Origin of the sequence: Pseudodesulfovibrio sp. 5S69 (genome assembly GCF_037094465.1) — a bacterium.
In the GTDB taxonomy this organism is placed as follows: domain Bacteria; phylum Desulfobacterota; class Desulfovibrionia; order Desulfovibrionales; family Desulfovibrionaceae; genus Pseudodesulfovibrio; species Pseudodesulfovibrio methanolicus.
Genome location: NZ_CP146609.1, coordinates 2033895 through 2056015, shown reverse-complemented (window position 1 = coordinate 2056015; position 22121 = coordinate 2033895). Strand labels below are relative to the sequence as shown.

The window sequence follows — 22121 nt, the reverse complement described above, 5'->3', positions numbered from 1 at the left end:
CCGCGCCGTTCGATGTTCCTATCCGCACGAGTCGATGGCCACGTCGCAGAACTTGCCCACCCCGTACTCCCGCCTGCGGAAGAATTTCTCGGGGTTCGGGCCGATAATCTGCAACTCGGGATGGGCCCGCTGCACGTCCAGGGCGATGTGCATTTCCTTGGTGCAGCCCGTGGAATAGGTGGAGTCCTTGCCGGCCCAGACCGGGGGCACCTTGCGCCCCATCAACTCGAAGCTCTTTTCAATATCGAAATACGTCTGGAAACGCCAGACATTGATGTACCCGCTGCGCTGGACCTTTTCCCACATGAACATCAGGTCGTCGGCGTCCATGCCCTCCTCGAAGTGCTCGCCGGGATTGATGATGTACACGTCGTCCAACTGGCCGCGCAGGTGCTCGACGTAGGTCGAGATGACCTCGATGGCCTCCTTGGTCTGGCCCGGCACCGAGCCGATGATCCCGGAGTAGAACATGACCGTCTTGCCCTGGGAGCGAGCCCGGCGCATCTCCCGGATGATCTCCTCTGCCTTGGCGGTGATGTACTGTTCGGAGAAGATCAGCACCCGTTCGGGCTTTGGCCGGAAATGGACGTGGAACGCGCCCTGTTCGTCCCGGCGGAAATTGAGGATGTCGCGGGTGAACTCGTGGGAGTTGAGGATCAGCCGGTCGTACGTGTCCTCGCCCTTGGCCAGGATCAGGTCGCACTCCTTCCAGGCCCGGGCGAAGGTCACCGAGGTCCGGTAGGGGTTGAACTTCTCGCGCGTGCCGTCGGAGATGACCAGGAAAGGATGGCGGGCCATGACGGCCAGCAGATCGTTCTTGGACAATTTGTCCTCGCTGACGAAGTGCGCCCCTTCGAAGGCCTTGGCCAACTCCAGGTCCGTGTCCCGATCCCAGAAGGTCACGTGATCGAAAAAGAAGCCCTCCTTCAGGGCGATGACCACACGGTGCCCCAGGCGAAGCAGGGCCTTGATCACCTTGAGGTCGAACAGGATGCCGCCCGCCCGGTTGGGCAGGTACAGGATGCGGCGGCGCTGCTCCCCGTCCTTGCCCAGGCGCTCGAACATGGGGTTCAGAAGGTCCGTGCCCTCGCGCACCTCCTCGGCCAGCCCCGAGGCGCGCAAGCCGTCCAGGGAGAACATCTCCGGGTTCCAGTGATCCGTGAAGGTGGCGATGCGCATGAGCCGCTCGATCTCAAGCCGGTCGAGCATGAAGCGCAGGTCGTCGGTCCGACCGCCCGCATCGATGCGGGCGGGGCTGGCGTGGACCATCTCGTCGAAATCCGGGCTTTCGACCATCTCGGCGGCCCGCCGGTTGAGCCCCCGGCGGATGTGCAGGTAGGGGTCGTCGATGCCGGACTGGGTCATGAAAATGGTGATGAACCACTTCATCAGCCGCGAGGGCATGAGGATGGGCGAGGCCAGGACCATGCGGAACTTGTGCCGGGCCAGTTGGATGAACCGCCGGGCCATCCGACGGTCCGTGCAGAAATCACGGGACAGGTGGAGGAACAGCTTCCATTGCTCCAGGTATTTTTCGAGCAGCCGGTCCGGCAGCCGCTGGTCCAGGAGCATGAGGAACATCCAGTCCGAGCACGGGGCGTAGAACTCCCCCTCCTTGAGCGCGATCATGAAGCGCATCTGCTCGCCCGAGGCGTTCTTCAGGGGATCGATGGTGTATTCCAGGTGATTTTCCGACATGAAGTGGAGCAGCAACGCGTCCAAGGAAGGGTCCAGCCCGTATTTGATGTCCAGGACCGAATCATACTCTTTGGCCAATCCCATGTTCACCTCTCGCTCAGAAAACCGTGTTTCTTCAATTTCTCGAAATAGGCGCCCGGCCCCAGGTCCACCACCAGCAGGTCGGCGGGAGACTTCTCCACGACCACCTCGTCGCCCGGTTCGAGGCGCACTCCGGCCTGGCCGTCCTCGGTCAGGTTGACCTCGCCCGCCTGCTCCTCCACGCGCACGGTGAGCACCCCGTCCGCCGGAAAGACCATGGGCTTGAAGCCGTTCAGAAAGGGGCAGACCGGGGTCACGCAGCAGGCCGCCAGCCCGGCGTGAACCAGGGGGCCGCCCGCCGACGCCCCATAGGCCGAGGACCCGGTGGGTGTGGAGATGATGAGTCCGTCCGCCCGCAGGCTGGAAATGTCGATGTCATCAAAGGCCACGGACAGGCGGACGAGCCGGGCCAGTTCCCCCCGGCTGACGACCAGTTCGTTGATCACCAGCCCCTTGGCGACCGCTTCGCCGCCGCGCACCACGGCATACTTGAGGACCAGCCGGTGGGCCGCCCGGAACCCCTCGTCCAGGACCTTCGCCAGCCACGGGCGCCAATGGTCGCGCTCAAGCTGGGTCAGGAAGCCCACCCGGCCGAGGTTGACGCCCATGAGCGGAGCCCCGAAGTGCAGCAGCCGCCGGGCCGCGCCGATGAAGGTGCCGTCGCCGCCCAGGACCACGGCCAGGTCGAAGGGGCCGCGGATGCGCTCCTCGTTCCTGCAGGACTCCGGACGGGAGTCCGCGTGGTGTTCACAGGTCTCGAAGGGCACCCCCCGTTCCGTCAGGAACCCGGTCATGGCCGTGCGTACGGCCTCGGCGGCCTTGTCGCCCGGCTTGGTCACGATGAGCATTTTTCCAACGGTCCGTTTCATAGTGGATATTTTTTATTTAAATTTTGAGAAACATTCAACCTTTTTCCATTTCAAGAGTGCCGGTGCGCCCTTTTGCCGACCGGCTTTTCTGGATTTTTTTTCGTTTTACCCCTAAAGTTTTTCAACAGGCGGACGATCGTATCATTCAAGGAAAGGGTTAATACCGTGAATACATCGTCCGCCAATGTTCGCAACATGCTGCGCACCTATGGAAAGCAGCTTACGAGCGCGAAGCGACTTGCACGCTTCCGGCAGGCGATGGGCGGTGCGGAGCCCCAGGACGACATCGCCCGGCAGGCCAAGCGCCGGGAACTGGTGCAGCGCATCGCCCACGAGGTCATTGAAAACCTGATCGTCAATTCCGATCGTTCGCCGGTGGTCCAGGCGGTTCTGGACCAACTGGAGAACGAGTTCGGCAGCCGGTACGTGTTCGAGTACCCGCTCGACGGAGGCGACGTTCAGATAATCAGGGAGACGCCACAGGGTCCGCAGGACGTCGAGGGTTCCGAGAGGAACAAGGTCTTGCGGAGATTGTGGGAAATAGCATTGTCAAAGGTGGATGGCACCATGCTTTGATAGCCCCGTCCCCAACGGGAGGTACAACATGGTTATTCGAAACATTGTAGGGGATCAAAATCCTTACGCAAACAAGAAGATCGAACGGCCGGAGGCCAAGGATGTCCGCAACGCGCAGGAAAGCGTAAAGACTTCCGGAGAGGCCGCCGATCGCGTGGTTCTCTCTTCCGAGGCCCGGCTGCGGGGCGCCGCCCTGCAGACCGCCAAGGAGGCGCCCGACGTCCGCCGCGAAAAGGTGGACGAACTCAAGCGCAAGGTCAAGGACGGGACCTACCAGCCCAACATCAAGAAGGCCGCCGCGAACCTGATTCGCGACGACCTCGATCTTCTGGTTTAGCCTGAGAGGGAACGACCGGGCGATCAGGACCCTATCGGCCGGAAGTGCGTGGGATAGCCCGCTTCCGTCTGTGGAATCTGAAGACCTATCTTCGTCTCCGTGTTGATGACAATCGGCCCCTGGAGATTGAGGGTGGTGTCTTCGGGTTTGTCCGGTGGAATGGTCACGGTCACCAGGATGGCCAGTTGCCGGATGTTCTCCACTTTCAGGGCCTTGCGGTCCGGATTCTCGATCTTCACGTCATAGTCGTCGATAAAGCTGTAGGGATCGGCCACCAGGAGCCCGAGGCCCGGGTCGGTGATGCACTGCAACAGCAAAAACGGCGAGTCCCCTTCCCTGACCGGAAGCAGCGTGAACTCGCGCTTGTCCTCGAGCCCCACCAGTCCGCGCGGAAAATAGAGGATGGCGTCGGGATTGATCTCCCGCTCGCCCAGCCGGGTCATTATTTTTTGCGTTCTTTCTTTTGCCATAGCGCCGCCGCCGCGAGCAGGTCCTGCTGGTTGACTTCCAGCGCCTGCCGGTTCTGTTCCTTGATCTTCAAATAGACCTCCTCCCGATAGACGGTCATGTCTTCGGGCACATCCAGGCCGATCTTTATCTGCTTCCCCTGAACGCTCAGGATCTTCAGCTTGATATTGTCGCCCAGGTAGAGGCTTTCTCCCGGTCTCCGGGTTAAAATCAACATGTCGTTACCAAGTCTTTCCTTCGGCTTGTCCGCTTTGCTCGCGGAATACGCCTTGCCGACTACATGAGGTTCACGCGCAAGTAAAGTGCATTATTTTCTTTAAGTTATATAAATTTTGCAAGATTGAGCTGCATGATCATGGAGGTCGAGCGCAGCACGGACTCGTAGACGATCTGCTGCTGGGCCAGCTCGGTCATCAGCTCGGACACGTCCGCGTCCTCAATGGAACTGAGCAGGGTCTTCTCGTTGAGCGTGAGCCCGTCCACGATGTTCTCGCTGATGGCCAACCTGTTCTGCCTCCCGCCCACCACGGCGATGGAGTTCACGATATGCGCCTGGACCTTGACCAGGTTGGACAGAGACTGCTGGCAGCCTGTCTGGTTGTTGGTCTCGGCAAAGGCCACCAGGTTTCCCATGACCTCGAACAGGTTCATGGAGTCCTCGTCCTGGCCCTGGATGGACAGGGCCATATTCGGCGCGCCGTTGGATTGGAACACCCGGCCGGCGTTCAGGCTGCCGAGCGTCAGGATGGAGCCGTTGGACGACAGGATGGTATCCGGGTCCATGTAGATGCCGCCGAAGACGTCCTTGCCCACGTTGTTGACCTGGATCTGCTCGCTGGCCGAGACGTCCAGGTTGATGGCCGCCACGTGCGGGCGGATGACGAATTGCTGGCCCGGCTGCAACTGGTTGGAGCCGTTGGAGGTCAGGGTCAGGATGCCGCCGTTGGCCACGGAAAGCACGGCCTCGTTGGCCGAGGTGTCGGCCTGGGCCACGTTGCCGGTCACCCAGTTGATGCCGCCGTCCAGGCTGTAGGAATACTGGATAGCCTCGTCCATGCGCACACTCGACTGGTTGTCGATGCGGATGGTCACGTTGGAGTCCAGGAAGGAGCCCGAGGCTGCGGCCGAAACCAAATCCACGCCCGGCCCCAGGGAGTCCACCAGGGGCGGCGCGTCCTCGTCGTCGCCGATGTACTGGGCCGATGGCCGGATCCACATCCAGGTACCGTCGGAAACGGACACATCGTTGCGGTCGTTGACCTTGATGGCGGTATCCCCGTGGAAGCTCACGCTGGTGCCGCTCTGGGGCAGATTCAGGATCCCTTCGCTGCCCGTGAAATTCATGGTCGCGTCCGTCTTCCAGGTGCGCCCGCCGTCGATGGAGTAGCGCACACCCAAGTTGGGATCGGCCAGGTTCATGTTGCCGCCCACGGGCGTGGCCCCGGTGGTATCGTAATACTGGACCAGGACCGTGGTGTCCGAGGAGCCGTTGACCGTGAACTCGGCGTTGCGGCCGAAGTCCTCGTCGTTGGTGGTCAGCCACATGATCTGCTTGAAGGCCGAGCCATCGGTCTTGTGCCCGGCGAAGATGGACTTGTCCTCGAAGTCGGAGTTGGACAGGCTGATGAGCTGCTCGAACAGAGAGCGCATCTCGTAGCTGACCTGCTCGCGGTTGTCCGCGTCCACGGTGCCGGTGGCCACTTGGGTGGCCAATTCCTTGGCCCGGGTCAGGATGGTCGAGACCTGCATGAGGGCCTCGTCCGCGCTGCCCAGCCAGCCCTTGGCCGTGGAGATGTTCTCCCCGTACTGGTCCAACGAACGCAGGGTGTCGCGGTGGTCCAGGATGCGGGTCATGCCCGTGGGATCGTCGCTGGGCTTGTTGATGTCCTTCTGCGTCTGGGCCTTGACGTTCAGGTCCATGAGCGAAGTCAGGGACGTGTTCAGGTTGAACACGTATCGGTCGAAGAGCATCTGTTGCGTTACGCGCATAGCCTTGTCTCCCGCCTACGGTTTGAGCGACAGGATGGTCTGGAGCATCTGGTCGGCCGTTGTGATGAGCTTGGCCGCCGCCGTGTAGGACGCCTGGTACTTGATCAGGTCGCTCATTTCCTCGTCCAGGTTCACGCCCGAGATCTCCTGCTGGCGGTCATTCAGGTCGTTGGCCAGGGTCTGGTAGAAATTCTGGTTGAACTTGGCCCGGTTGGTGTCCGTGCCCACGTTGCCCACGATGCCGTTGTAATAATCGAGGATGGTCTGCGACGTGGTCCCCTCGAAGGCCGTGGTGGTTGTCACGTTGGCCTCGCGCATGGCGTACATGGACAGGGCCGTGGTGTTGTCGCCGGCGTTCATCTCGCCCGCCCCGTTCACGTGGCCCGTGGCCAGATAGTCCAGGTCGCCCGAAATCTTCTCGTTGACGGCCATGGTGTTGGCGTCCTTCCCCTTGAAAAAGGTGTTCAGCCCCAAGGCCGCATAGATTCCGGCCGAATCCGTGCCGAAGGCGAAGGTGTAGCCGTCCTCGGCCTCCAGGCGCAGCTTGTTGTTGACGATGGTGGCGTTGATGGCGCCCGCATAGGTCCGGTTGAAGGCGTCGCGCACGTCCTCCAGGGAGTGGATTTCCGGGTTGAAGGTCCCGCCGCTGCCGTCGAAGTCCAGCGCCGCGCTCGACGCCAGCAGCCCGGTGGACTCGTTGTACACGTACATGAAGGAGCTGCCGGACTGGAGCTTGTCGCCGAAGGCCAAGCCGGTGGAATCGCTGCCCAGCGCCTTGTCGGTGTAGTCCACCTGGTAGGTGCCGTCGACCACGGTGAAGGCCTGGAGCCCCGCGCCCTGGCTGTGCCTGCGGTTGGTCTCCCAGATGACCGCCCCGGCCAGCTCGTCCAGCTTGGACCGGTACTTGCCCACATAGTTGTCGCGGAAGGAGAGCAGCGCGGCGATGGACCCGCCGGTGAGCCGCTGGGTGTTCTCCTCACCGTTGAAGTGCAGTTGTGGGGTGATCTCCTCGGCGTGGGAGGTGTTCTGCACCCAGTACAGCCCCTGGTGCGGACTGATGACGAACCGGTCGCCGTCCACGAAGGTGCCCGAGGGCGAGCCCTGGGCCCCGGCGTTGGAGCCGAACCAGAGCTGCAAGCCCTCGACGTTGACCCGGTCATCGTATTCACGGGCGTAAAAACGCCGTTCGGAGCCGTCCTCGTTGGCCAGCCAGGTCACGCCGCCGTCCAAGGAGACGCGGAACTGCGCCGCGCCGGCGCCCGAGCCGACCTGCCCCACCGGGTCCCCCGCGTTGGAGGAGAGGAACTCGATGGTGTACTCGTAGTCGTCGTTGCCGTCGAAATAGACGTTGCCGTCGAAGGTAGAGTCGGGACGCAGATCCTTGACCTTGGCCGGGGCCCGGAAATCCAGGGAAAAGGCGCTCTCCGCGTCCACCAGGGTCTGCCCGGACTGGGTCAGGACCGTGTAGTTGCCGCCGCCGTTGTCGATGGTCTTGATGTCCACCAGTTCGGCCAGGGCGCGGACCTTGCGCGCGCGCTCGTCGTACTGGGCGTTGGCGTTGTTCTGGCCGGGCACGTCGTGGACCTGGATCTCCCGGTTGAGGTCCGCGATATCCTGCATCAGGCCGTTGGCCTTGGCCACCTGGGCCGAGACCTCGCCGTTGATCCGCTCCTGCATGAGCGAGAGGTTGGTGTCCACGGCCTTGAGGGTGGTGATCAGGGTGGCCGCGTCGTTGACCACGGTCTGCCGCGCCCCGTAGTTGTCGGGCCGCTGGGAGACCTCGTTCCAGGAATTGAAATACTGGGACAGGGCGTCGCTCACGCCGCTGCCGCTGGACTCGTTGAGCAGGTTCTCCACGCCCTTGAGCTGCTCGAAGAGATTGCCCCACATGTTGCTCAGGGAGGACTGCCCCAGGTACATGGCCTCGACCATCTCGTCGAAATGCCGGGCCACCTCCGTGGCCTTGACGCCCGTGCCGAGCTGGCCGGGCGAGTAATCAATGTAGGGCCCCTCCTCCAGATTCACCGAACGGCGCGAATAGCCGTCGGTGTTCACGTTCGAGATGTTCTCGCCCGTGACCTGCAGTTGGACCTGCGAGGCGAACAGGGCCCACCGGCCCATGTCCAGGATGGAGTTGGCGCCGAAGGACATTACAGTCTCCCGCTCAACAGGCGCGCATCATTGATGCCCTTGGCGAACCGGCCGGTCCGTGCGTAGGCCGTGGTGGACTTGGGCTTGATCTGGTTGTGCATGAAATTGAGCAGTCCCTTGGACTGATCAAAGAGGGCCATGGCCATCTGCTGGTTCTTGGCGGCCTGGACCCCGCACTTCTGCTCGGTCTCGTCGAGGCGCGCCAGGAGCTCGGTGATGGAACCGGCCTCTTCCTCGCTCAGGCCGGGCATGATCTCCCGAACCCGCTGGGCCGAGGGCTGCACGCGGGCGACCAGACGGCGCAGGGAGGCCCGCTCGCCCGCCACCTGGCGCATCAGTTCCTGGATGGACAGCTCCACCTGGGAAACGGATTGGGGCTTGAGTTGAGTAAGGCGGGAAAATTCTTCCTCAAGCAGGAAATACATGAGCAGCATGGCCTTGTTCTGGCGGACCAAATTTTCCTCTATCAGACGGATCATCCTGCTACCTCGTCATGTCTAACTTGTTATACTTTCTTAACAAAAATTAATCTTTACCAATAATCGCTCCCAGGAGCTCATCCAATTTCTGCAAGTTTCCGGCCAACCTTGCCATCGTCTTCCCCGGCGCCTTCGGCCGCGTAGCCGCCGCTGTGCCTGCCCACCGGCGTTGCCCCGGCTAGCCCGTCGCGAATGCGCCGGGCCTCAAGCTTGCGGGTCAGGGTCTCAAGCCGGGCCTTGACCTCCACGTCGCTCAACACGCCGGGCACGCCGCTCTTGCGCCCATCCTCGGCGGGCGCCTCCATGGGGGCCGTGCCTTTGGAATCGTCCGCCACCGAGTTGCCGCCCCAGTCCTCCAGGGTCATGCCCTGGGAGCGGTCCAGGGGGATGGGCTGCGTGCCCCGCTTCAGGGCGATGCCCTCTTCCTTGACCGGGTTGATCTCCACCCCGCCGGCCAGGGTCTCCCGGCTGGCCTGCTTGAGCTTTTGGCTGAGCTGGGCGTAAATCATGTCCGCCAGTCCGATGCCGCCCGCCTGGGCCATCTTTTCCGAAAACTCGCGGTTGAACATGGACATGTAGGAGTCCTCCTGCTTGGAGTGCAGGTAGCCCTCCTTGGGCACGGTCTGCTTCATCTGGTCCCAGAGCTTGCCGATGAAGACCGCCTCGAAGTTCTGGCAGGCCTTCTTGAGCTTGGCCAGCTTGTCCGGGTCCCCGCCGGACAGGTTCTTCCTGAGCCCGTCCATTTCGGACTTGAACCGGGCAAGGTCCTTGGTCTCGGCCGTGCTCGCGGCCAGTCGGGGGTCGAGGGTGGCGTTGATCATGCTAGATAACCTCCACTTCGGCATGCAGGGAGCCCGCCGCCTTGAGGGTGCGGATGATGGAAATCAGGTCGCGCGGGGTCGCGCCGATGGAATTCAGGCCGTCGACCAGCTCCTGCAGGGTGGCGCCCTCCATGAGCATCAACTGCTTGTTCTGCTGCTGGACCTGGATGTCGGTCTGGGGCGTGACCACGGTGGTGCCGTCCGAGAACGGGCCGGGCTGGCTGACCTGCTGGGTCTCGGAGACCACGATCTGCAGGTTGCCGTGGGCCACGGCCACGCGGCTCAGACGGACGTCCTGGCCGAGCACCACGGTGCCGGTCTTCTCGTCCACCACCACCTTGGCCTTGCCGTCCGGCGAAATATCCAGGTCCTCGAGGGAGGCCATCAGCGGGACCATGTTGCCGCGGAACCGGTCGGGCAGCTCCAGGTCGATGGTGGCGATGTCTTTGGCCTTGGCGAACTGACCGCCCATACTGGCGTTGATCTTGTTGACCACCTGCATGGTCGTGCCGAAATCGCGCACGTCCAGGTTCACGGTCATGTGATCCTGGTTGTTGAACTTGAAGGGCACGCCGCGCTCCACCACCGCGCCGTTGGGGATACGGCCCACGGTGGGGATGTTCTGCTGGGCGTTGGCAGCCGCGCCGGCCACGTTGAAGCCGCCGATGGTCAGGGCACCCTGGCCCACGGCGTAGACCTGTCCGTCCAGTCCCTTGAGGGGCGTGACCAGCAGGACCCCGCCGAGCAGGGACTTGGCGTCGCCGAGCGACGAGACCGTGACGTCCAGGTTGGAACCCGGCTTGGCCGAGACCGGCATCTTGGCCGTGACCATGACCGCGGCCACGTTCTTGGGCTTGAGGTCGTTGGGATTGGTTTCCACGCCCATCTTCTCCAGCATGTTGGCCATGGAGCGCATGGTGAACGTGCTCGACGTGCCGTCGCCCGTGCCGGCCAGGCCGACCACCAGGCCGTAGCCCACCAGTTCGTTGTTGCGCACCCCGCTGAAGCTGGCGATATCCTTGAGCCGGGCCGCCCGGGCCTCGGCCGGGGCGAACACGAAGGCCAGGTACAGGACCAGCGCCACGAACAGCGCCGCCAGAACCAGCGTCCTGGCCGCTTCGCCGGAGTCTACGGGGTTGATGCGTTCATTCAGGGTCATGGCGTTCACTCCTCGAACCTCTTCTTCAATTACTTCGATGCGCGTTCGGGCCGTCAGGCTAGAACGGAAACACGTTGTCCAGGATGCGCGACAGCCAACCGGGCTTTTGCTTGTCCGCCAGCACGCCCTGGCCGTAGATCTCGATCTGGGCCTCGGCCAGGCTGGTGGACGGGATGGTGTTGCCTGACGAGATGTCGCGTTGGCGGATCAGGCCGCGGACCACCAGGAACTGGGTCTCGTTGTTGACCCGGATGCGGCGCGCGCCCTCCACCTGCAGGATGTTGCCCGGCAGCCTGCGCACGATGCGCGTGGCCACCGTGGCCTCGAAATTGGACTCCTGCTTGGTCTCGCCGGTGCCCGACAGCTTCGAGGACTGGTTGGCCACGATGCCGACGCCCGCCTTGGCCCCCAGGGTCCCGGCCAGGGGCACGTTCCCGATCAGCCCGGTGGACGGCATGGCCGAGACCGAGGTGTTGATGTCGTTGGACTTGTCGGCCGTGGTCTCGGACTTGATCTTGGTGGTCGCGGTCTCGGCCACCTGGACCAGGACGATGTCGCCCACGCGGCTGGCGCGGTTGTCGTCGTACAGGAACTCGGAGCGGTTCGAGTCATACAAGGAACCGGGATTGGACGCCGGGTCCTGCTCCTCGTAGACGGGCGGCGTGAGCACGGGCATGGGCTCGTTCTCATACTTCCGGGCGCAGCCCGAAGCCAGCAGGATGGCGGCCATGACTATCAGAAAATAGCGTCTCATGACGATGCTCCTTGTCTACCTGACGACCACGGTCTCGCCGTCCACGACGGTCGCCAGGATGATCTTGTTGCTCTGCGTGTTGCGGACTTCCACCTGCTGCCCCACCCCGGCCTCGGCCAAGGCCTCGGCCTTGACCGACAGCCGGACCTTGCGCCCGTTGTAGACCAGGTTGACCATTTCGCCCCGTTCGATGAGCGGCACCGGCTCCAGGTTGGACATGGTGAAGACCTGACCCCGCCCCAGGGTCCGGGCCATGCGCCACGGCCCGCCCGTGCCGTCCCAGACGTCGCGGTTGTAGGCCATGTTCATGCGCCGGAAGGTGACCTTGTCCCGGGTCACCCGCTCCATGCGGTTCATGGGCCGGGCGGCCACGGGCACGGCCTTCCATACGTCGGCGAAGACCACGGCGGAACGCCGCGAAACCACCTTGCCGTCCGGGGTCATCCCGCTGAGGGCGATCTCGTTGCGTCCGGGCGCGATATCGTCGCGCATACTGACGACCAGCTTGTCGTAATCATTGGGGAAAAAAACGTAGTGTGGCATCTGGAGCATCTTGAATTTCACATCGCCGCCCAGGTCCTTGGACCGCGGCGTCAAAAAGGCGACTATCCGCGCCTTCAACTCGGCCTCGTCGATCACCCGGCCGCCGGTCTGCACGGTCAACTGGCTCGGCAGGGCCAGGTTGTCCGCCACGTCGCCCATGTAGTACTTGAGGACCTTCGCGAGCTTGTCCCTGGGTACGGTGACCACGTGGCCTTTCCGGTCCGAGGCTTTCCAGAGCTTGATGGCCGAGAGGGTCGGCCACTGGCGTCGGGCCGCGTCGTCCACCGGGTCCGCGATCTCGCCCAGCAGGACGTCCGGTCCCTTGACGCAGGCCACGTTCCGGACCAGCCCCTTCCACCGGTTCCCCTTGGCCGCGCCGGTCAGGGCGGGCACGGACAACAGGAGGAGGGCCAGGCACGCCGCGAGGACGTACCGGACCGCACCGGGTTGGTTGCTGCGCTGATTCTGCTTGCTCCACATAGACATGAACCTGCCTTGCGGCGTGATCTCCCCGACCCGCCGCTATCGCTTGATGTTGATGGCCGTCTGCAACATGCCGTCCGAGGTGGTGATGGCCTTGGAGTTGATCTCGAAGGCGCGCTGGCCCACGATCAGGCCGACCATCTCGTCGACCATCTCCACGTTGGACCCCTCCAGGAATCCCTGGGCGATGGTCCCGTAGTTCTCGTCGCCCGGCGTTCCGGCCACGGCCACGCCCGAGGCCTCGCTCTCGCGGTAGAAATTCCGCCCGGTGGAGATGAGCCCGGCCGGGTTCTGGAACCGGTAGAGGTCGATGTCCGCAGTGGCCAGCACGGTGCCGTCCTTGTCCAGAGCGGAGATAGTTCCGGTCTCGGAAATGGACACGCTGGACGTCTCGGGGGGGACGGTGAACTCCGGCTGCAACGGATACCCCCCGGCCGTGACCACGCGGCCCTGGTCGTCCAACTCGAAGGAACCGTCGCGGGTGTAGACCGGATCGCCGTTGATCATGACCTGAAAGAAGCCCTTGCCCTCGATGGCCATGTCCAGCGGGTTGCCGGTGTTCTGAAAATCGCCCTGGGTAAAGAACTTGTGCACGGACACGGGGCGCACGCCCATGCCGACCTGCATGCCCACGGGGGTCCGGGTGCCGTCCGGATTCTGGGTGCCGGCCACCTTCAGCGTCTGGTACATGAGGTCCTCGAACTCCGCCCGGCTCTTCTTGAAGCCGGTGGTGGAGACGTTGGCCAGGTTGTTCGACAGGGTGTCGATTTGGGTCTGCATGGCGATCATGCCGGTGGCGGAAGTCCACAGGGAACGCATCATGGTACAAGCCTCCTATGCTAGACGGTGGGGCGTCCCACCTGGGTGATCAGTTTGGTATCCAGCTCGTTGTCTGCCTGGATCATCTTGGTATACATGGTGAAAGCCCGCTGTGTTTCGATCATGGAGACCATCTCCGTGACCACCTCCACATTGGATTTCTCGATGAAGCCCTGGGCCACGGTCACGTCCTCGGGCGGCACTCCGCCCCCCCCGTCGAGCGCACGGTAGCTGTTGGAGCCCACCCGCTCGAGTTGGGCCGGGTCGGGTAAATCCACCAGGTCGAAGGCCCCGGCCGGCGCACCGTTGACGGTGATGTTGCCGCTGGAGTCCACCTGGACGTCGCCGCCCTGCGGAACAAGCAGAGGTCCGCCGCCGACCATGACCGGATTCCCGTCCATGGTCCGAAGCATCCCGTCCGCGTCGGTGATGAAATTCCCGGCCCTGGTGTAGAGCATCTCCCCGTCGCCCTGGATGGTGAAGAACCCCGGTCCGGACAGGGCGAAATCGAGCTGGTTGCCCGTACGCTCCAGGCTGCCCTGGGACAGGTCGACCTGCTGGGCGGAAAGGCGCGCCTTGGCCATGATGTGCCCCTCGGGGAACAGCTTCTCGCCACGGATGTAGGTTTTCTCATCCACCAGATAATCATGGGCAAAGCGAATAAAGGTGTCGTGGAAGGCCAGCTTGTCTTTCTTGAAGGCCGACGTGTTCACGTTCGCCAAATTATTGGCGATGGATGACATCCTCAATTCATTGGATAAAGCCCCGAAAATGGCGCTTTGTGTACTGTCCCGCATAGGGCGATCCTCCTGTTCGACGGAGGAATTGCACTATGCATGCCAACGGGCGGAGACCATTTTCGGGGCCCGGCGAGAACCTTCACGATGGTTGTTGACAACCTGGGTATATATGTATAAATAGGCTCGTTTCCAAGCGGGTGTAGCTCAGTTGGTAGAGTACAAGCTTCCCAAGCTTGGTGTCGCGGGTTCGACCCCCGTCACCCGCTCCAAAGCCTTTCGCAGGGTTCAATAAAAGAACCCTGCGGGGTTCGCGTAGGTGAGCTCGGGCTCACCTTTTTTATTTGCCGGACCGGGTCCCGGTCCGGCGGGAGAATCGGAGCGATGCGTCAGACGTTCGAAGAAATGTTGTCGGACATGATCCGGCCCGAGGTGGAAAACCTCGGCTATGTCTTTTGGGGACTGAGTTCCCCGTCTTCGGGCAAGAAGCGCGTCGTTCGCATATACATCGACGCCCCCGGCGGGGTGAACATCGACCAATGCGCCGAAGTCAGCCGCCAGGTGGGGCTCATGCTCGAGGTCGAGGACGTCATTCCCGGTGCCTTCGTGCTCGAGGTCTCCTCGCCCGGACTGGAGCGTATCTTCTTCGCCCCGGCCCAACTGGCCGACTATGTCGGCCGCAAGGTCGACGTCCTGCTCTTCGAGCCCATGGACGACCGGCGCAAATTCAAGGGCGAGTTGGCCGGGGTCGCGGGCGACACTGTCACCGTGAACGTCGACGACCGGACCATGAACTTCGACTGGACCGCCATCAAGAAGATCACCCTGGTCCACGAATTTTAGCAGATATCACTGCCGGAGGGGACAGGCCCCGACCGGCACAAGCGGAGGTTTATCATGTCGGAGCTGAAAAGAGCCATCGACCAGATTAGCAAGGACAGGGGTATCGACCGCGACCTGCTGATCGACACCCTTGAGGAGGCCGTCCGGTCGGCCGTGGCCCGGAAGTACGGCGAAACCATGGACATCGAGGTGGCCTTCAACGAAGAGCTCGGCGAGATCGAGGTCTTCGAGTTCAAGGTGGTCGTGGACGAGGTGCACGACCCCGTCAGCGAAATTTCGCTCGAGGACGCCGTGGCCCACGACCCCAACGCCCAGCTGGACGACGAGATGGGCTTCCCGGTCAAGGTCGAGGATCTCGGCCGCATCGCCGCGCAGTCGGCCAAGCAGGTCATCATCCAGCGCATGCGCGATGCCGAGCAGGAAATCATTTACGAAGAGTACAAGGACCGCGTGTCCGAGATCGCCAGCGGCATCATCCAGCGCCGCGACCGCACCGGCTGGATCATCAACCTCGGCCGGACCGAGGCGCTCCTGCCCAAGGAGGAGCAGATCCCCAGGGAGCGCTACAAGCGCGGCGACCGGGTGCAGGCTTATATCATAGATGTATTGAAGGAGTCGCGCGGACCGCAGGTCGTCGTGTCCCGGTCCCACCCGGACTACATGATCGAGCTGTTCAAGCGCGAGGTTCCCGAAGTGGCCGACGGCACGGTCAAAATAATGGGTGTGGCCCGCGATCCGGGCCTGCGCGCCAAAGTGGCCGTCATGTCCCGCGACCGCGACGTGGACCCGGTGGGCGCCTGCGTCGGCATCCGCGGCTCCCGCATCCAGAACGTGGTCCAGGAGCTCAAGGGCGAACGCATCGACATCGTGGTCTGGTCTCCGGACATCGCCATGTACGCCCAGCACGCCCTGTCCCCGGCCATGATCTCCCGGATCACCGTGGACGACGAGGAAGAGGCATTGGAAGTGGTCTGCCCCGACGATCAGCTGACCCTGGCCATCGGCCGCAAGGGACAAAACGTCAAGCTGGCCGCCAAGCTCCTCGGCTGGAAAATAGACATTTTCACGGAATCCCGGTACGGCGAGCTCAACGCCGCCCGAAAGGGCATGGACCAGATCGCCAGCGTGGCCGAGGTCTCCATGGAGAACTTCTTCAATGCGGGCTTCGAGTCCATAGACTCCATCGTCCAGGCCACGGACGAAGAGCTCCTGGACATCCGCGGCATGACCGAGTCCAAGATCGGCGACATACGCCTGGCCATCAACATGCTTGCCCCCGGCCTTGAAGCCGAGGCGGACGAGCCCGAGACGGAAACCGTCGAGGAAGAGGTGGTCGAGACCGAGGAAACGGCCGAAGAAGAGACCGAGGACGAGACCGAGGAAACGGCCGAAGAAGAGACCGAGGACGAGACCGAGGACGAGACCGAGGACGAGACCGAGGAAACGGAAACCGAGACTCCCGCCGAAGGCGCGGAGAAACAATAGACTCCGGACGGGGACGGCGCATGGCCAACAAGGGGCACAGTCCCGAGCGCATGTGCGTCGTCTGCCGCAAACGGTTCCCGAAAGCGGAACTGACGCGGTACGTACGCCCGGAGGACTTGAGCGTACCGGACGCAAGCCCGGTGCCGGACCCGGCCATGAACAGGCCGGGACGTGGATATTACGTATGCGGCCAGGCCCGGTGCAGGGAGCGATTTCCCAAGATGCTCCTGGGTCTGATGAAGAAACGTGCGAGGTGATTAGATGACGGCGAAGGTTCGGGTAGAAGACTTGGCTGCTGAGCTTGGTCTCAGCAACAAGGAGATCATTCAGCAGCTTCGTGAGATCGGCGTTCAGGCGAAAAGCCAGAAGACCGTCGTGGAAGACGAAGATGTGGACCGCCTCAAGGCGGAATTGAAGAAAGGCGGCTCCGGCAAGAAGGAAGTCCGCCGTGTGGGCGAGTCCGGCGTCATCATCCGGCGCAGGCGCAAAAAAGCGAAAGCTCCCAGGGGGGAGGAAGCCGTGCCCGAGGTCGAGGAATCGCCCGAGGAGCCGGAGGAGTCCGTCCCGGAGACAGTTGCGCCCGAAGCCGTCGAGGCCGCACCCGCCGAAAAGGTGACCGAGGAGACCGTCGCGGAACCCGCGCAGGAGCCCGCCCCCAAGAAGGCCCCGCGCAAGGCAGCCCCCCAGGTCAAGATCATCAAGCCCGCCGTGGAGGAGCCCGAAGAGGCCCCCGAAACGGAAGCCGCCGAGGCCGCACAGGCCCCGGCCGGTGAAGCTGTGGTAGCGGAGGCCGCTCCCGAACCCGCGCCTGCCGAAGCCCAGCCTGAGCCCGAAGCCGCTCCCGAGCCGGAGGCCGTTGCCGAACCCGAAGCGCCGGTCTCCGAAGAGGCGGCCCCCGAGAAGGCCACTCCCCAGGACGCCGAAGCCGCTCCCGAGGAGCAGAAGGCGGAAAAGGGCGAACCCAAGAAGAAGAAAAAGAAGAAACGGGAACCCGAAGCCCCCAAGGTCAAGATCATCTCCATGCCCACCGAGGCCGAGGTGCAGGCCCGCGAGGCGGCCAAGATGACCCAGCCCGAACGCCGTCCCGGCGGACGTCCCGGCGGACGTCCCGGCGGACGTCCCGGTCCCGGCGCCGGCCGCCCCGCCGGTGCCCGTCCCGGTGGACGCCCCGGTCCCGGCGGCGCACCGAGTCCGGTCCCGGATCCGGCCGTGTCCGACGGCCGCAGCAAGAAGAAAAAAGGCAAGAAGGACCGTCGCGTGGTGGAATTCGCCACCGACGGCGGCCAGGATCATACCAACAAGCTGTACAACGACACCAATTTCCCGCAGGGCCGCAAGGGCCGCAAGAAAAAGGGCCGTCGCGGACAACAGGTTATGCAGCCGGAGCAGAGCCAGGCGCAGCCCATGAAGGCCGCCAAGCGCAAGATCAAGTTCGACGAGGCCATCCGCCTGGCCGACATGGCTCACCAGATGGGCACCAAGGCCCAGGACCTGATCAAGGCCCTGTTCGGCATGGGCGTCATGGCGACCATCAACCAGTCGCTCGATCTGGATACCGCCTCCCTGCTGGCCGGCGAGTTCGGCTACGAGGTGGAGAACGTCTCCTTCGACGAGCAGGAATTCCTGGCCCCCACCGAGGCGGACAAGGATGAAGATCTCAAGCCGCGTCCGCCCGTGGTGACCATCATGGGCCACGTCGACCACGGCAAGACCTCCCTGCTCGACGCCATCCGCATGTCCAACGTGACGGACGGCGAGGCGGGCGGCATCACCCAGCACATCGGCGCCTACCACGTCCAGACCAACCGGGGCGAGATCGTCTTTCTGGACACCCCCGGCCACGAGGCCTTCACGACCATGCGCATGCGCGGTGCCCAGGTGACCGACATCGTCATCCTGGTGGTCGCCGCCGATGACGGCGTCATGGACCAGACCCGCGAGGCCATTTCCCACTCCAAGGCGGCCGGCGTGCCCATCGTGGTGGCCGTGAACAAGATGGACAAGGAAGGGGCCAACCCGGACAACGTCAAGCGCGAGTTGGCCGAACTCGGCCTGGCGCCCGAGGAATGGGGCGGCGACACCATCTTCGCCCACGTCTCGGCCAAAAAGAAGGAAGGCATCGACGAGCTGCTCGAGATGGTCCTGCTCCAGGCCGAGGTCATGGAGCTCAAGGCCAACCCGGACAAGCACGCCAGTGGCCACATCGTCGAAGCGCGCCTGGACAAGGGTCGCGGCCCGGTGGGCACCATGCTCATCAGCGAAGGCACCCTGAACCAGGGCGACAGCTTCGTGTCCGGCATCCACTTCGGCAAGGTCCGGGCCATGTTCAACGACCAGGGCAAGAAAATCAAATCCGCCGGACCGGCCATGCCCGTGGAAATCCAGGGCTTCGACGGCCTGCCCGAGGCCGGTGACGAGCTCTTCGTGGTGGACGACGAAAAGGTCGCCCGCCGCATCGCGCAGTCCCGCGCCATGAAGCAGCGCGAGAAGATCCTGTCCGCCAAGACCAAGGTCACCCTGGAGTCCTTCCTGGCCTCCAAGCCCAACGACGAGGCCCAGACCCTGAACCTGGTGCTCAAGGCCGACGTGCAGGGTTCGCTGGAGGCCGTGACCGAGGCCCTGAACAAGCTGTCCACGGACGAGGTCAAGATCAGCGTCGTCCACGGCGGCGCAGGCGCCATCACCGAGTCCGACATCCTTCTGGCGGGTGCCTCCGAGGCCATCATCATCGGCTTCAACGTGCGCCCGAACCTGAAGGTCAAGCAGATCGCCGAACAGGAAGGCGTGGAAATCCGCTTCTACGACATCATCTACAAGCTGGTGCAGGAAGTGAAGGACGCCATGAGCGGCATGCTCACCCCGGACATCGAGGAGGTCTACCTGGGCCAGGCCGAGGTGCGCGCCACCTTCAGCGTGCCCAAGGTCGGCATGATCGCCGGCTGCTTCGTGGCCGACGGCAAAATCACCAGGGGAGGCAAGGCCCGGCTGCTGCGCGGCGGCGTGGTCATCTACACCGGCGAGGTCGCGTCCCTGCGCCGTGAGAAGGACGACGTCCGCGAAGTGGCCAAGGGCTACGAGTGCGGCATCGGCCTGGAGAAGTTCAACGACGTCAAGGTCGGCGACACCATCGAGGTCTTCGAGACCAAGGAAGTCGCCCGCACCATCGACTAGCATAACGGACGAAAAATTGCGGGCGGCTCATTGCACAATGGGCCGCCCGTGTTTATTTTAGGAGACCGGCATGATCATCGGCGTTCTCCACCTCGAGTTCAGGCTCCACGGCAACCGCTCCCTCAAGGGCAAGCGCAAGGTGTCCCTGAGCCTGAAACAGAAGCTCAGGAACAAGTTCAACGTTTCCGTGGCCGAGGTGGACGCGCTCGACGTCCATGACAAGCTGGTCCTGGCCGTGGTCACCACGGCCAATGAATCGGCCCGGGTGGAGAGCACCCTGTCCAAGGCCCTGGCCATGGTGGAAGCCATCTCCCCGGCGGAACTGACCCGCTGCAACACGGAAATTTTCTCGGATACCGAGTAGAGGACAAGGCAATGAAAGCATCCGGTTCGAGACGAGCCGTCCGCATGGGCGACCAGATCATGCGTGAGATCGGCACCCTGCTCGTGGAGGAGGCGGCCGACCCGCGCCTGAACCTCGTCACCCTGTCCGGCGTGCGCATGAACGCCAACCTGCGCATCGCCGAAATTTTCTACACCGTGTCCGGCGACGCCGAACACCGCAAGGAGGTCCAGGAGGGCCTGGAGCGGGCCACCGGCTTTCTCCGCTCCCGGCTCGGACGCATCCTGAAGCTGCAATACACTCCGGAACTGCGGTTCCAGTTCGACGAATTCCTTGAGGACGTGGTCTATGGAAAATCCCATCCGACGGATTAGCGAGATCATCCGCGGCCACGACGAGTTTCTGGTCGCCTCGCACTACAGCCCCGACGGCGACGCCATCGGGTCCATCTGCGCCCTGGGCCACGTCCTGGCCGCCATGGGCAAGAAGGTCCGCCTGTACAATCCGTCCGGCCTGCCCTCGCGATACGCCTTCATCGACATGCCCGCGCCCATCGAGCGCGAGCTGCCCGAAACCCTGCCCGCCTGGACCCTGGTTCTGGACTGCGGCAGCGGCGAGCGCATGGGCGAGACCCTGGCCGCCCGCTCGGACGAGACCCGGTTCGTCAACATCGACCACCACCTGGGCAACGACGAGTTCGGCGAGATCAACTGGGTGGACGCCACCCAGCCCGCCGTGGGCGGAATGGTCGCCCTGCTCGCCGAAGCCCTCGGCGTCCCCCTGACCGGCCCCCTGGCCGAGTGCGTCTACCTGGCCGTGGCCACGGACACCGGCTTCTTCACCTACGGCAACACCACCCCGGAGTCCCTGGAGCTGGCCGCGCGCATGCTTCGCGACGGGCTCGACATCGCGCTGATGAACGAGCGCATCACCAAGCAGTGGTCCGAGAACCGCATGAAGCTGTGGACCGAAGCCATGGGGGCCATGGAGCTCTTCCTGGACAAACGGGTCAGCGCCACGGTGATCACCAGGGAGATGTTCGCCCGCACCGGGACCACCAACGCGGACACCGAGAACCTGATCAATTTCCTGCGCCGCCTGAAGACCGTGCGCGTGGCCGCCGTCCTGCGCGAGGAGGGGCCGGATTTCTACAAGTTCAGCCTGCGCTCCTTCGGCGAGGACAATGTGCAGAAGGTGGCCGCGAAATTCGGCGGCGGCGGGCACAGGAACGCAGCGGGCGGGTCCATCAAGGCCCCCCTGGCCGAGGCCAAGGCTCGGCTGGTGCAGGCCGTGGCCGACCAATTGGGGATCGCCTAGATGGGACGCAGACGCAACAAGCGTAGCGCCGAACAGCTCGACGGCCTGCTCATCCTGAACAAGCCGTCCGGCCCCACCTCGGCCGCCTGCCTGAACGACATCAAGCACCGCCTCAAGCAGTACAAGATCGGCCACGGCGGGACCCTGGACCCCATGGCCCGGGGCGTGCTCCTGGTTCTGCTCGGGAACGCCACCAAGCTCGCGCCGTACCTGACCGGCGGGACCAAAACCTATTCCGGCACGTTTCGGCTCGGAATAACCACCGACACTCTTGATATTCAAGGAGAAGTGGTCAAGGAAAGCCCGGTGGAGGCGGCGCCCGGCGATGTCGAACGTGAAATTTTGTATTGGAAAGAGTTGACAGAGCAGGAGGTTCCTGCCTATTCGGCTGCCAAATACAAGGGCACGCCGTTGTACGCCCTGGCCCGCGAGGGCCGGGAAACACCGGTCAAGACCAAGCCCATTGTTATTTCTCATGTGGAAGCGCTGGACGTGAATTTGCCCGAAGCGGCATTCAGGGTCAGTTGTTCCGCGGGCACCTACATACGATCCCTGGTCCACAGCTTGGGGACTCGAATGGGGTGCGGTGCGGCGCTGACCAGCCTGGTCAGGGAAGCCAGCGAGCCTTTCCGGCTCGAACAGGCATATACCCTGGAGGACGTCCTGGAGAATCCGGAACTGTTTCCGGAACGGGTGATTCCCCTGCGGGACACCCTGCCCCACTGGCCCAGGTTCCGGTTGACCGAACCGCTGGCCGGGCTCGTCATGAACGGGTCCTGGCTGCCGGTTGCCGATCAGCCGGGCACCCTGCTCGCGGGCGAAGTCGGCGACCAGGCCATGCTGCTCGGTCCCGACGACGAACCGCTGGCCCTGGTGGAGGCCAAACTCCAGGACGGCAAGCCCAGATGGGCCATTCTCCGGGGACTCTGGAACCGGGACTGATCCGCTCAAGAGCGCACGGTCCGGCACAATATAACAAGCAACATCCAACTTAGGAG

The 22121-nt window shown here is 63.5% G+C and carries 23 protein-coding genes and 1 tRNA gene; 11 read left to right on the top strand and 13 right to left on the bottom strand.

The window, feature by feature from the left end:
• Positions 1-18 precede the first annotated feature (18 nt).
• Positions 19-1782 carry an ARMT1-like domain-containing protein gene (locus V8V93_RS09735; protein ID WP_338670140.1) on the bottom strand — a complete coding sequence of 588 codons (1764 nt, stop codon included), beginning with the start codon at positions 1780-1782 and terminating at the stop codon, positions 19-21.
• 2 nt (positions 1783-1784) lie between these two features.
• Positions 1785-2648, bottom strand: a complete 864-nt coding sequence (locus V8V93_RS09730) for an NAD(+)/NADH kinase (protein WP_338670139.1) — start codon at positions 2646-2648, stop codon at positions 1785-1787.
• A gap of 165 nt (positions 2649-2813) precedes the next feature.
• Between V8V93_RS09730 and V8V93_RS09725 the strand changes: the two genes are divergently transcribed.
• Positions 2814-3224: a DVU0524 family FlgM-associated protein gene (locus V8V93_RS09725; protein ID WP_338670138.1), complete on the top strand. Its 411-nt coding sequence runs from the start codon at positions 2814-2816 to the stop codon at positions 3222-3224.
• Positions 3225-3252: 28 nt separating this feature from the next.
• The gene (gene flgM / locus V8V93_RS09720) at positions 3253-3561 is read left to right on the top strand and encodes a flagellar biosynthesis anti-sigma factor FlgM (protein ID WP_338670137.1); all 309 of its coding nucleotides are present in this window, start codon (positions 3253-3255) and stop codon (positions 3559-3561) included.
• A gap of 23 nt (positions 3562-3584) precedes the next feature.
• On the opposite strand, the gene fliW is transcribed toward flgM, so the two are convergent.
• From fliW to V8V93_RS09665, 11 genes are all read right to left on the bottom strand, one after another.
• The gene (gene fliW, locus V8V93_RS09715; RefSeq protein WP_338670181.1) at positions 3585-4004 is read right to left on the bottom strand and encodes a flagellar assembly protein FliW; all 420 of its coding nucleotides are present in this window, start codon (positions 4002-4004) and stop codon (positions 3585-3587) included.
• Positions 4004-4246, bottom strand: a complete 243-nt coding sequence (gene csrA / locus V8V93_RS09710) for a carbon storage regulator CsrA (RefSeq protein ID WP_071546860.1) — start codon at positions 4244-4246, stop codon at positions 4004-4006. Before csrA ends, fliW begins: the two co-directional genes overlap by 1 nt.
• A gap of 104 nt (positions 4247-4350) precedes the next feature.
• Entirely contained in the window at positions 4351-6018 is a 1668-nt protein-coding gene (gene flgL, locus V8V93_RS09705; RefSeq protein ID WP_338670136.1) for a flagellar hook-associated protein FlgL, read from the bottom strand.
• A 15-nt stretch (positions 6019-6033) separates the two neighbouring features.
• A complete protein-coding gene (flgK, locus tag V8V93_RS09700; protein WP_338670135.1) occupies positions 6034-8169 on the bottom strand; it encodes a flagellar hook-associated protein FlgK in 2136 nt (711 codons plus the stop codon).
• Positions 8169-8648, bottom strand: coding sequence for a flagellar export chaperone FlgN (gene flgN, locus V8V93_RS09695; RefSeq protein WP_338670134.1), 480 nt, complete (start codon positions 8646-8648; stop codon positions 8169-8171). Before flgN ends, flgK begins: the two co-directional genes overlap by 1 nt.
• A 77-nt stretch (positions 8649-8725) precedes the next feature.
• Complete coding sequence (locus V8V93_RS09690) at positions 8726-9469, bottom strand: rod-binding protein (protein WP_338670133.1); 744 nt, start codon at positions 9467-9469, stop codon at positions 8726-8728.
• A gap of 1 nt (position 9470) precedes the next feature.
• A complete protein-coding gene (locus tag V8V93_RS09685; RefSeq protein ID WP_338670132.1) occupies positions 9471-10628 on the bottom strand; it encodes a flagellar basal body P-ring protein FlgI in 1158 nt (385 codons plus the stop codon).
• 58 nt (positions 10629-10686) lie between these two features.
• On the bottom strand, positions 10687-11382 hold the full coding sequence (locus V8V93_RS09680) for a flagellar basal body L-ring protein FlgH (protein WP_338670131.1): 696 nt from the start codon (positions 11380-11382) through the stop codon (positions 10687-10689).
• A gap of 15 nt (positions 11383-11397) precedes the next feature.
• Entirely contained in the window at positions 11398-12411 is a 1014-nt protein-coding gene (gene flgA / locus V8V93_RS09675; RefSeq protein ID WP_338670130.1) for a flagellar basal body P-ring formation chaperone FlgA, read from the bottom strand.
• 36 nt (positions 12412-12447) lie between these two features.
• Positions 12448-13230 carry a flagellar basal-body rod protein FlgG gene (gene flgG, locus V8V93_RS09670; RefSeq protein ID WP_338670129.1) on the bottom strand — a complete coding sequence of 261 codons (783 nt, stop codon included), beginning with the start codon at positions 13228-13230 and terminating at the stop codon, positions 12448-12450.
• Positions 13231-13247: 17 nt separating this feature from the next.
• Positions 13248-13970, bottom strand: a complete 723-nt coding sequence (locus V8V93_RS09665) for a flagellar hook-basal body protein (protein ID WP_338670128.1) — start codon at positions 13968-13970, stop codon at positions 13248-13250.
• A 190-nt stretch (positions 13971-14160) separates the two neighbouring features.
• Between V8V93_RS09665 and V8V93_RS09660 the strand changes: the two genes are divergently transcribed.
• From V8V93_RS09660 to truB, 9 genes are all read left to right on the top strand, one after another.
• Positions 14161-14236 (top strand) — tRNA-Gly (locus V8V93_RS09660).
• Positions 14237-14348: 112 nt separating this feature from the next.
• Positions 14349-14807, top strand: a complete 459-nt coding sequence (gene rimP / locus V8V93_RS09655; RefSeq protein ID WP_338670127.1) for a ribosome maturation factor RimP — start codon at positions 14349-14351, stop codon at positions 14805-14807.
• A 54-nt stretch (positions 14808-14861) separates the two neighbouring features.
• Positions 14862-16292 carry a transcription termination factor NusA gene (gene nusA / locus V8V93_RS09650; protein ID WP_338670126.1) on the top strand — a complete coding sequence of 477 codons (1431 nt, stop codon included), beginning with the start codon at positions 14862-14864 and terminating at the stop codon, positions 16290-16292.
• A 20-nt stretch (positions 16293-16312) separates the two neighbouring features.
• Positions 16313-16549, top strand: a complete 237-nt coding sequence (locus tag V8V93_RS09645) for a YlxR family protein (protein ID WP_338670125.1) — start codon at positions 16313-16315, stop codon at positions 16547-16549.
• 4 nt (positions 16550-16553) lie between these two features.
• Positions 16554-19463 (top strand): translation initiation factor IF-2, encoded by a 2910-nt coding sequence (gene infB / locus V8V93_RS09640; protein ID WP_338670124.1) that lies wholly within the window; start codon positions 16554-16556, stop codon positions 19461-19463.
• A gap of 70 nt (positions 19464-19533) precedes the next feature.
• Positions 19534-19827 carry a DUF503 domain-containing protein gene (locus tag V8V93_RS09635; RefSeq protein WP_071546836.1) on the top strand — a complete coding sequence of 98 codons (294 nt, stop codon included), beginning with the start codon at positions 19534-19536 and terminating at the stop codon, positions 19825-19827.
• A gap of 11 nt (positions 19828-19838) precedes the next feature.
• Positions 19839-20180, top strand: a complete 342-nt coding sequence (gene rbfA / locus V8V93_RS09630) for a 30S ribosome-binding factor RbfA (protein ID WP_338670123.1) — start codon at positions 19839-19841, stop codon at positions 20178-20180.
• The gene (locus V8V93_RS09625; RefSeq protein WP_338670122.1) at positions 20155-21123 is read left to right on the top strand and encodes a DHH family phosphoesterase; all 969 of its coding nucleotides are present in this window, start codon (positions 20155-20157) and stop codon (positions 21121-21123) included. Before rbfA ends, V8V93_RS09625 begins: the two co-directional genes overlap by 26 nt.
• Positions 21124-22065: a tRNA pseudouridine(55) synthase TruB gene (truB, locus tag V8V93_RS09620; protein WP_338670121.1), complete on the top strand. Its 942-nt coding sequence runs from the start codon at positions 21124-21126 to the stop codon at positions 22063-22065.
• Positions 22066-22121: the final 56 nt, after the last annotated feature.

What these genes read in the sequence shown, in the direction of transcription:
- V8V93_RS09685 (WP_338670132.1), bottom strand. Translation starts at nt 10,628, where the DNA reads ATGACCCTGAATGAACGCATCAACCCCGTAGACTCCGGCGAAGCGGCC.
- V8V93_RS09735 (WP_338670140.1), bottom strand. Translation starts at nt 1,782, where the DNA reads ATGGGATTGGCCAAAGAGTATGATTCGGTCCTGGACATCAAATACGGG.
- rimP (WP_338670127.1), top strand. Translation starts at nt 14,349, where the DNA reads ATGCGTCAGACGTTCGAAGAAATGTTGTCGGACATGATCCGGCCCGAG.
- flgA (WP_338670130.1), bottom strand. Translation starts at nt 12,411, where the DNA reads ATGTCTATGTGGAGCAAGCAGAATCAGCGCAGCAACCAACCCGGTGCG.
- nusA (WP_338670126.1), top strand. Translation starts at nt 14,862, where the DNA reads ATGTCGGAGCTGAAAAGAGCCATCGACCAGATTAGCAAGGACAGGGGT.
- V8V93_RS09645 (WP_338670125.1), top strand. Translation starts at nt 16,313, where the DNA reads ATGGCCAACAAGGGGCACAGTCCCGAGCGCATGTGCGTCGTCTGCCGC.
- truB (WP_338670121.1), top strand. Translation starts at nt 21,124, where the DNA reads ATGGGACGCAGACGCAACAAGCGTAGCGCCGAACAGCTCGACGGCCTG.
- flgG (WP_338670129.1), bottom strand. Translation starts at nt 13,230, where the DNA reads ATGATGCGTTCCCTGTGGACTTCCGCCACCGGCATGATCGCCATGCAG.
- V8V93_RS09690 (WP_338670133.1), bottom strand. Translation starts at nt 9,469, where the DNA reads ATGATCAACGCCACCCTCGACCCCCGACTGGCCGCGAGCACGGCCGAG.
- V8V93_RS09730 (WP_338670139.1), bottom strand. Translation starts at nt 2,648, where the DNA reads ATGAAACGGACCGTTGGAAAAATGCTCATCGTGACCAAGCCGGGCGAC.
- V8V93_RS09625 (WP_338670122.1), top strand. Translation starts at nt 20,155, where the DNA reads ATGGAAAATCCCATCCGACGGATTAGCGAGATCATCCGCGGCCACGAC.
- rbfA (WP_338670123.1), top strand. Translation starts at nt 19,839, where the DNA reads ATGAAAGCATCCGGTTCGAGACGAGCCGTCCGCATGGGCGACCAGATC.
- V8V93_RS09680 (WP_338670131.1), bottom strand. Translation starts at nt 11,382, where the DNA reads ATGAGACGCTATTTTCTGATAGTCATGGCCGCCATCCTGCTGGCTTCG.
- flgK (WP_338670135.1), bottom strand. Translation starts at nt 8,169, where the DNA reads ATGTCCTTCGGCGCCAACTCCATCCTGGACATGGGCCGGTGGGCCCTG.
- V8V93_RS09665 (WP_338670128.1), bottom strand. Translation starts at nt 13,970, where the DNA reads ATGTCATCCATCGCCAATAATTTGGCGAACGTGAACACGTCGGCCTTC.
- infB (WP_338670124.1), top strand. Translation starts at nt 16,554, where the DNA reads ATGACGGCGAAGGTTCGGGTAGAAGACTTGGCTGCTGAGCTTGGTCTC.
- csrA (WP_071546860.1), bottom strand. Translation starts at nt 4,246, where the DNA reads ATGTTGATTTTAACCCGGAGACCGGGAGAAAGCCTCTACCTGGGCGAC.
- flgL (WP_338670136.1), bottom strand. Translation starts at nt 6,018, where the DNA reads ATGCGCGTAACGCAACAGATGCTCTTCGACCGATACGTGTTCAACCTG.
- flgM (WP_338670137.1), top strand. Translation starts at nt 3,253, where the DNA reads ATGGTTATTCGAAACATTGTAGGGGATCAAAATCCTTACGCAAACAAG.
- flgN (WP_338670134.1), bottom strand. Translation starts at nt 8,648, where the DNA reads ATGATCCGTCTGATAGAGGAAAATTTGGTCCGCCAGAACAAGGCCATG.
- V8V93_RS09635 (WP_071546836.1), top strand. Translation starts at nt 19,534, where the DNA reads ATGATCATCGGCGTTCTCCACCTCGAGTTCAGGCTCCACGGCAACCGC.
- fliW (WP_338670181.1), bottom strand. Translation starts at nt 4,004, where the DNA reads ATGACCCGGCTGGGCGAGCGGGAGATCAATCCCGACGCCATCCTCTAT.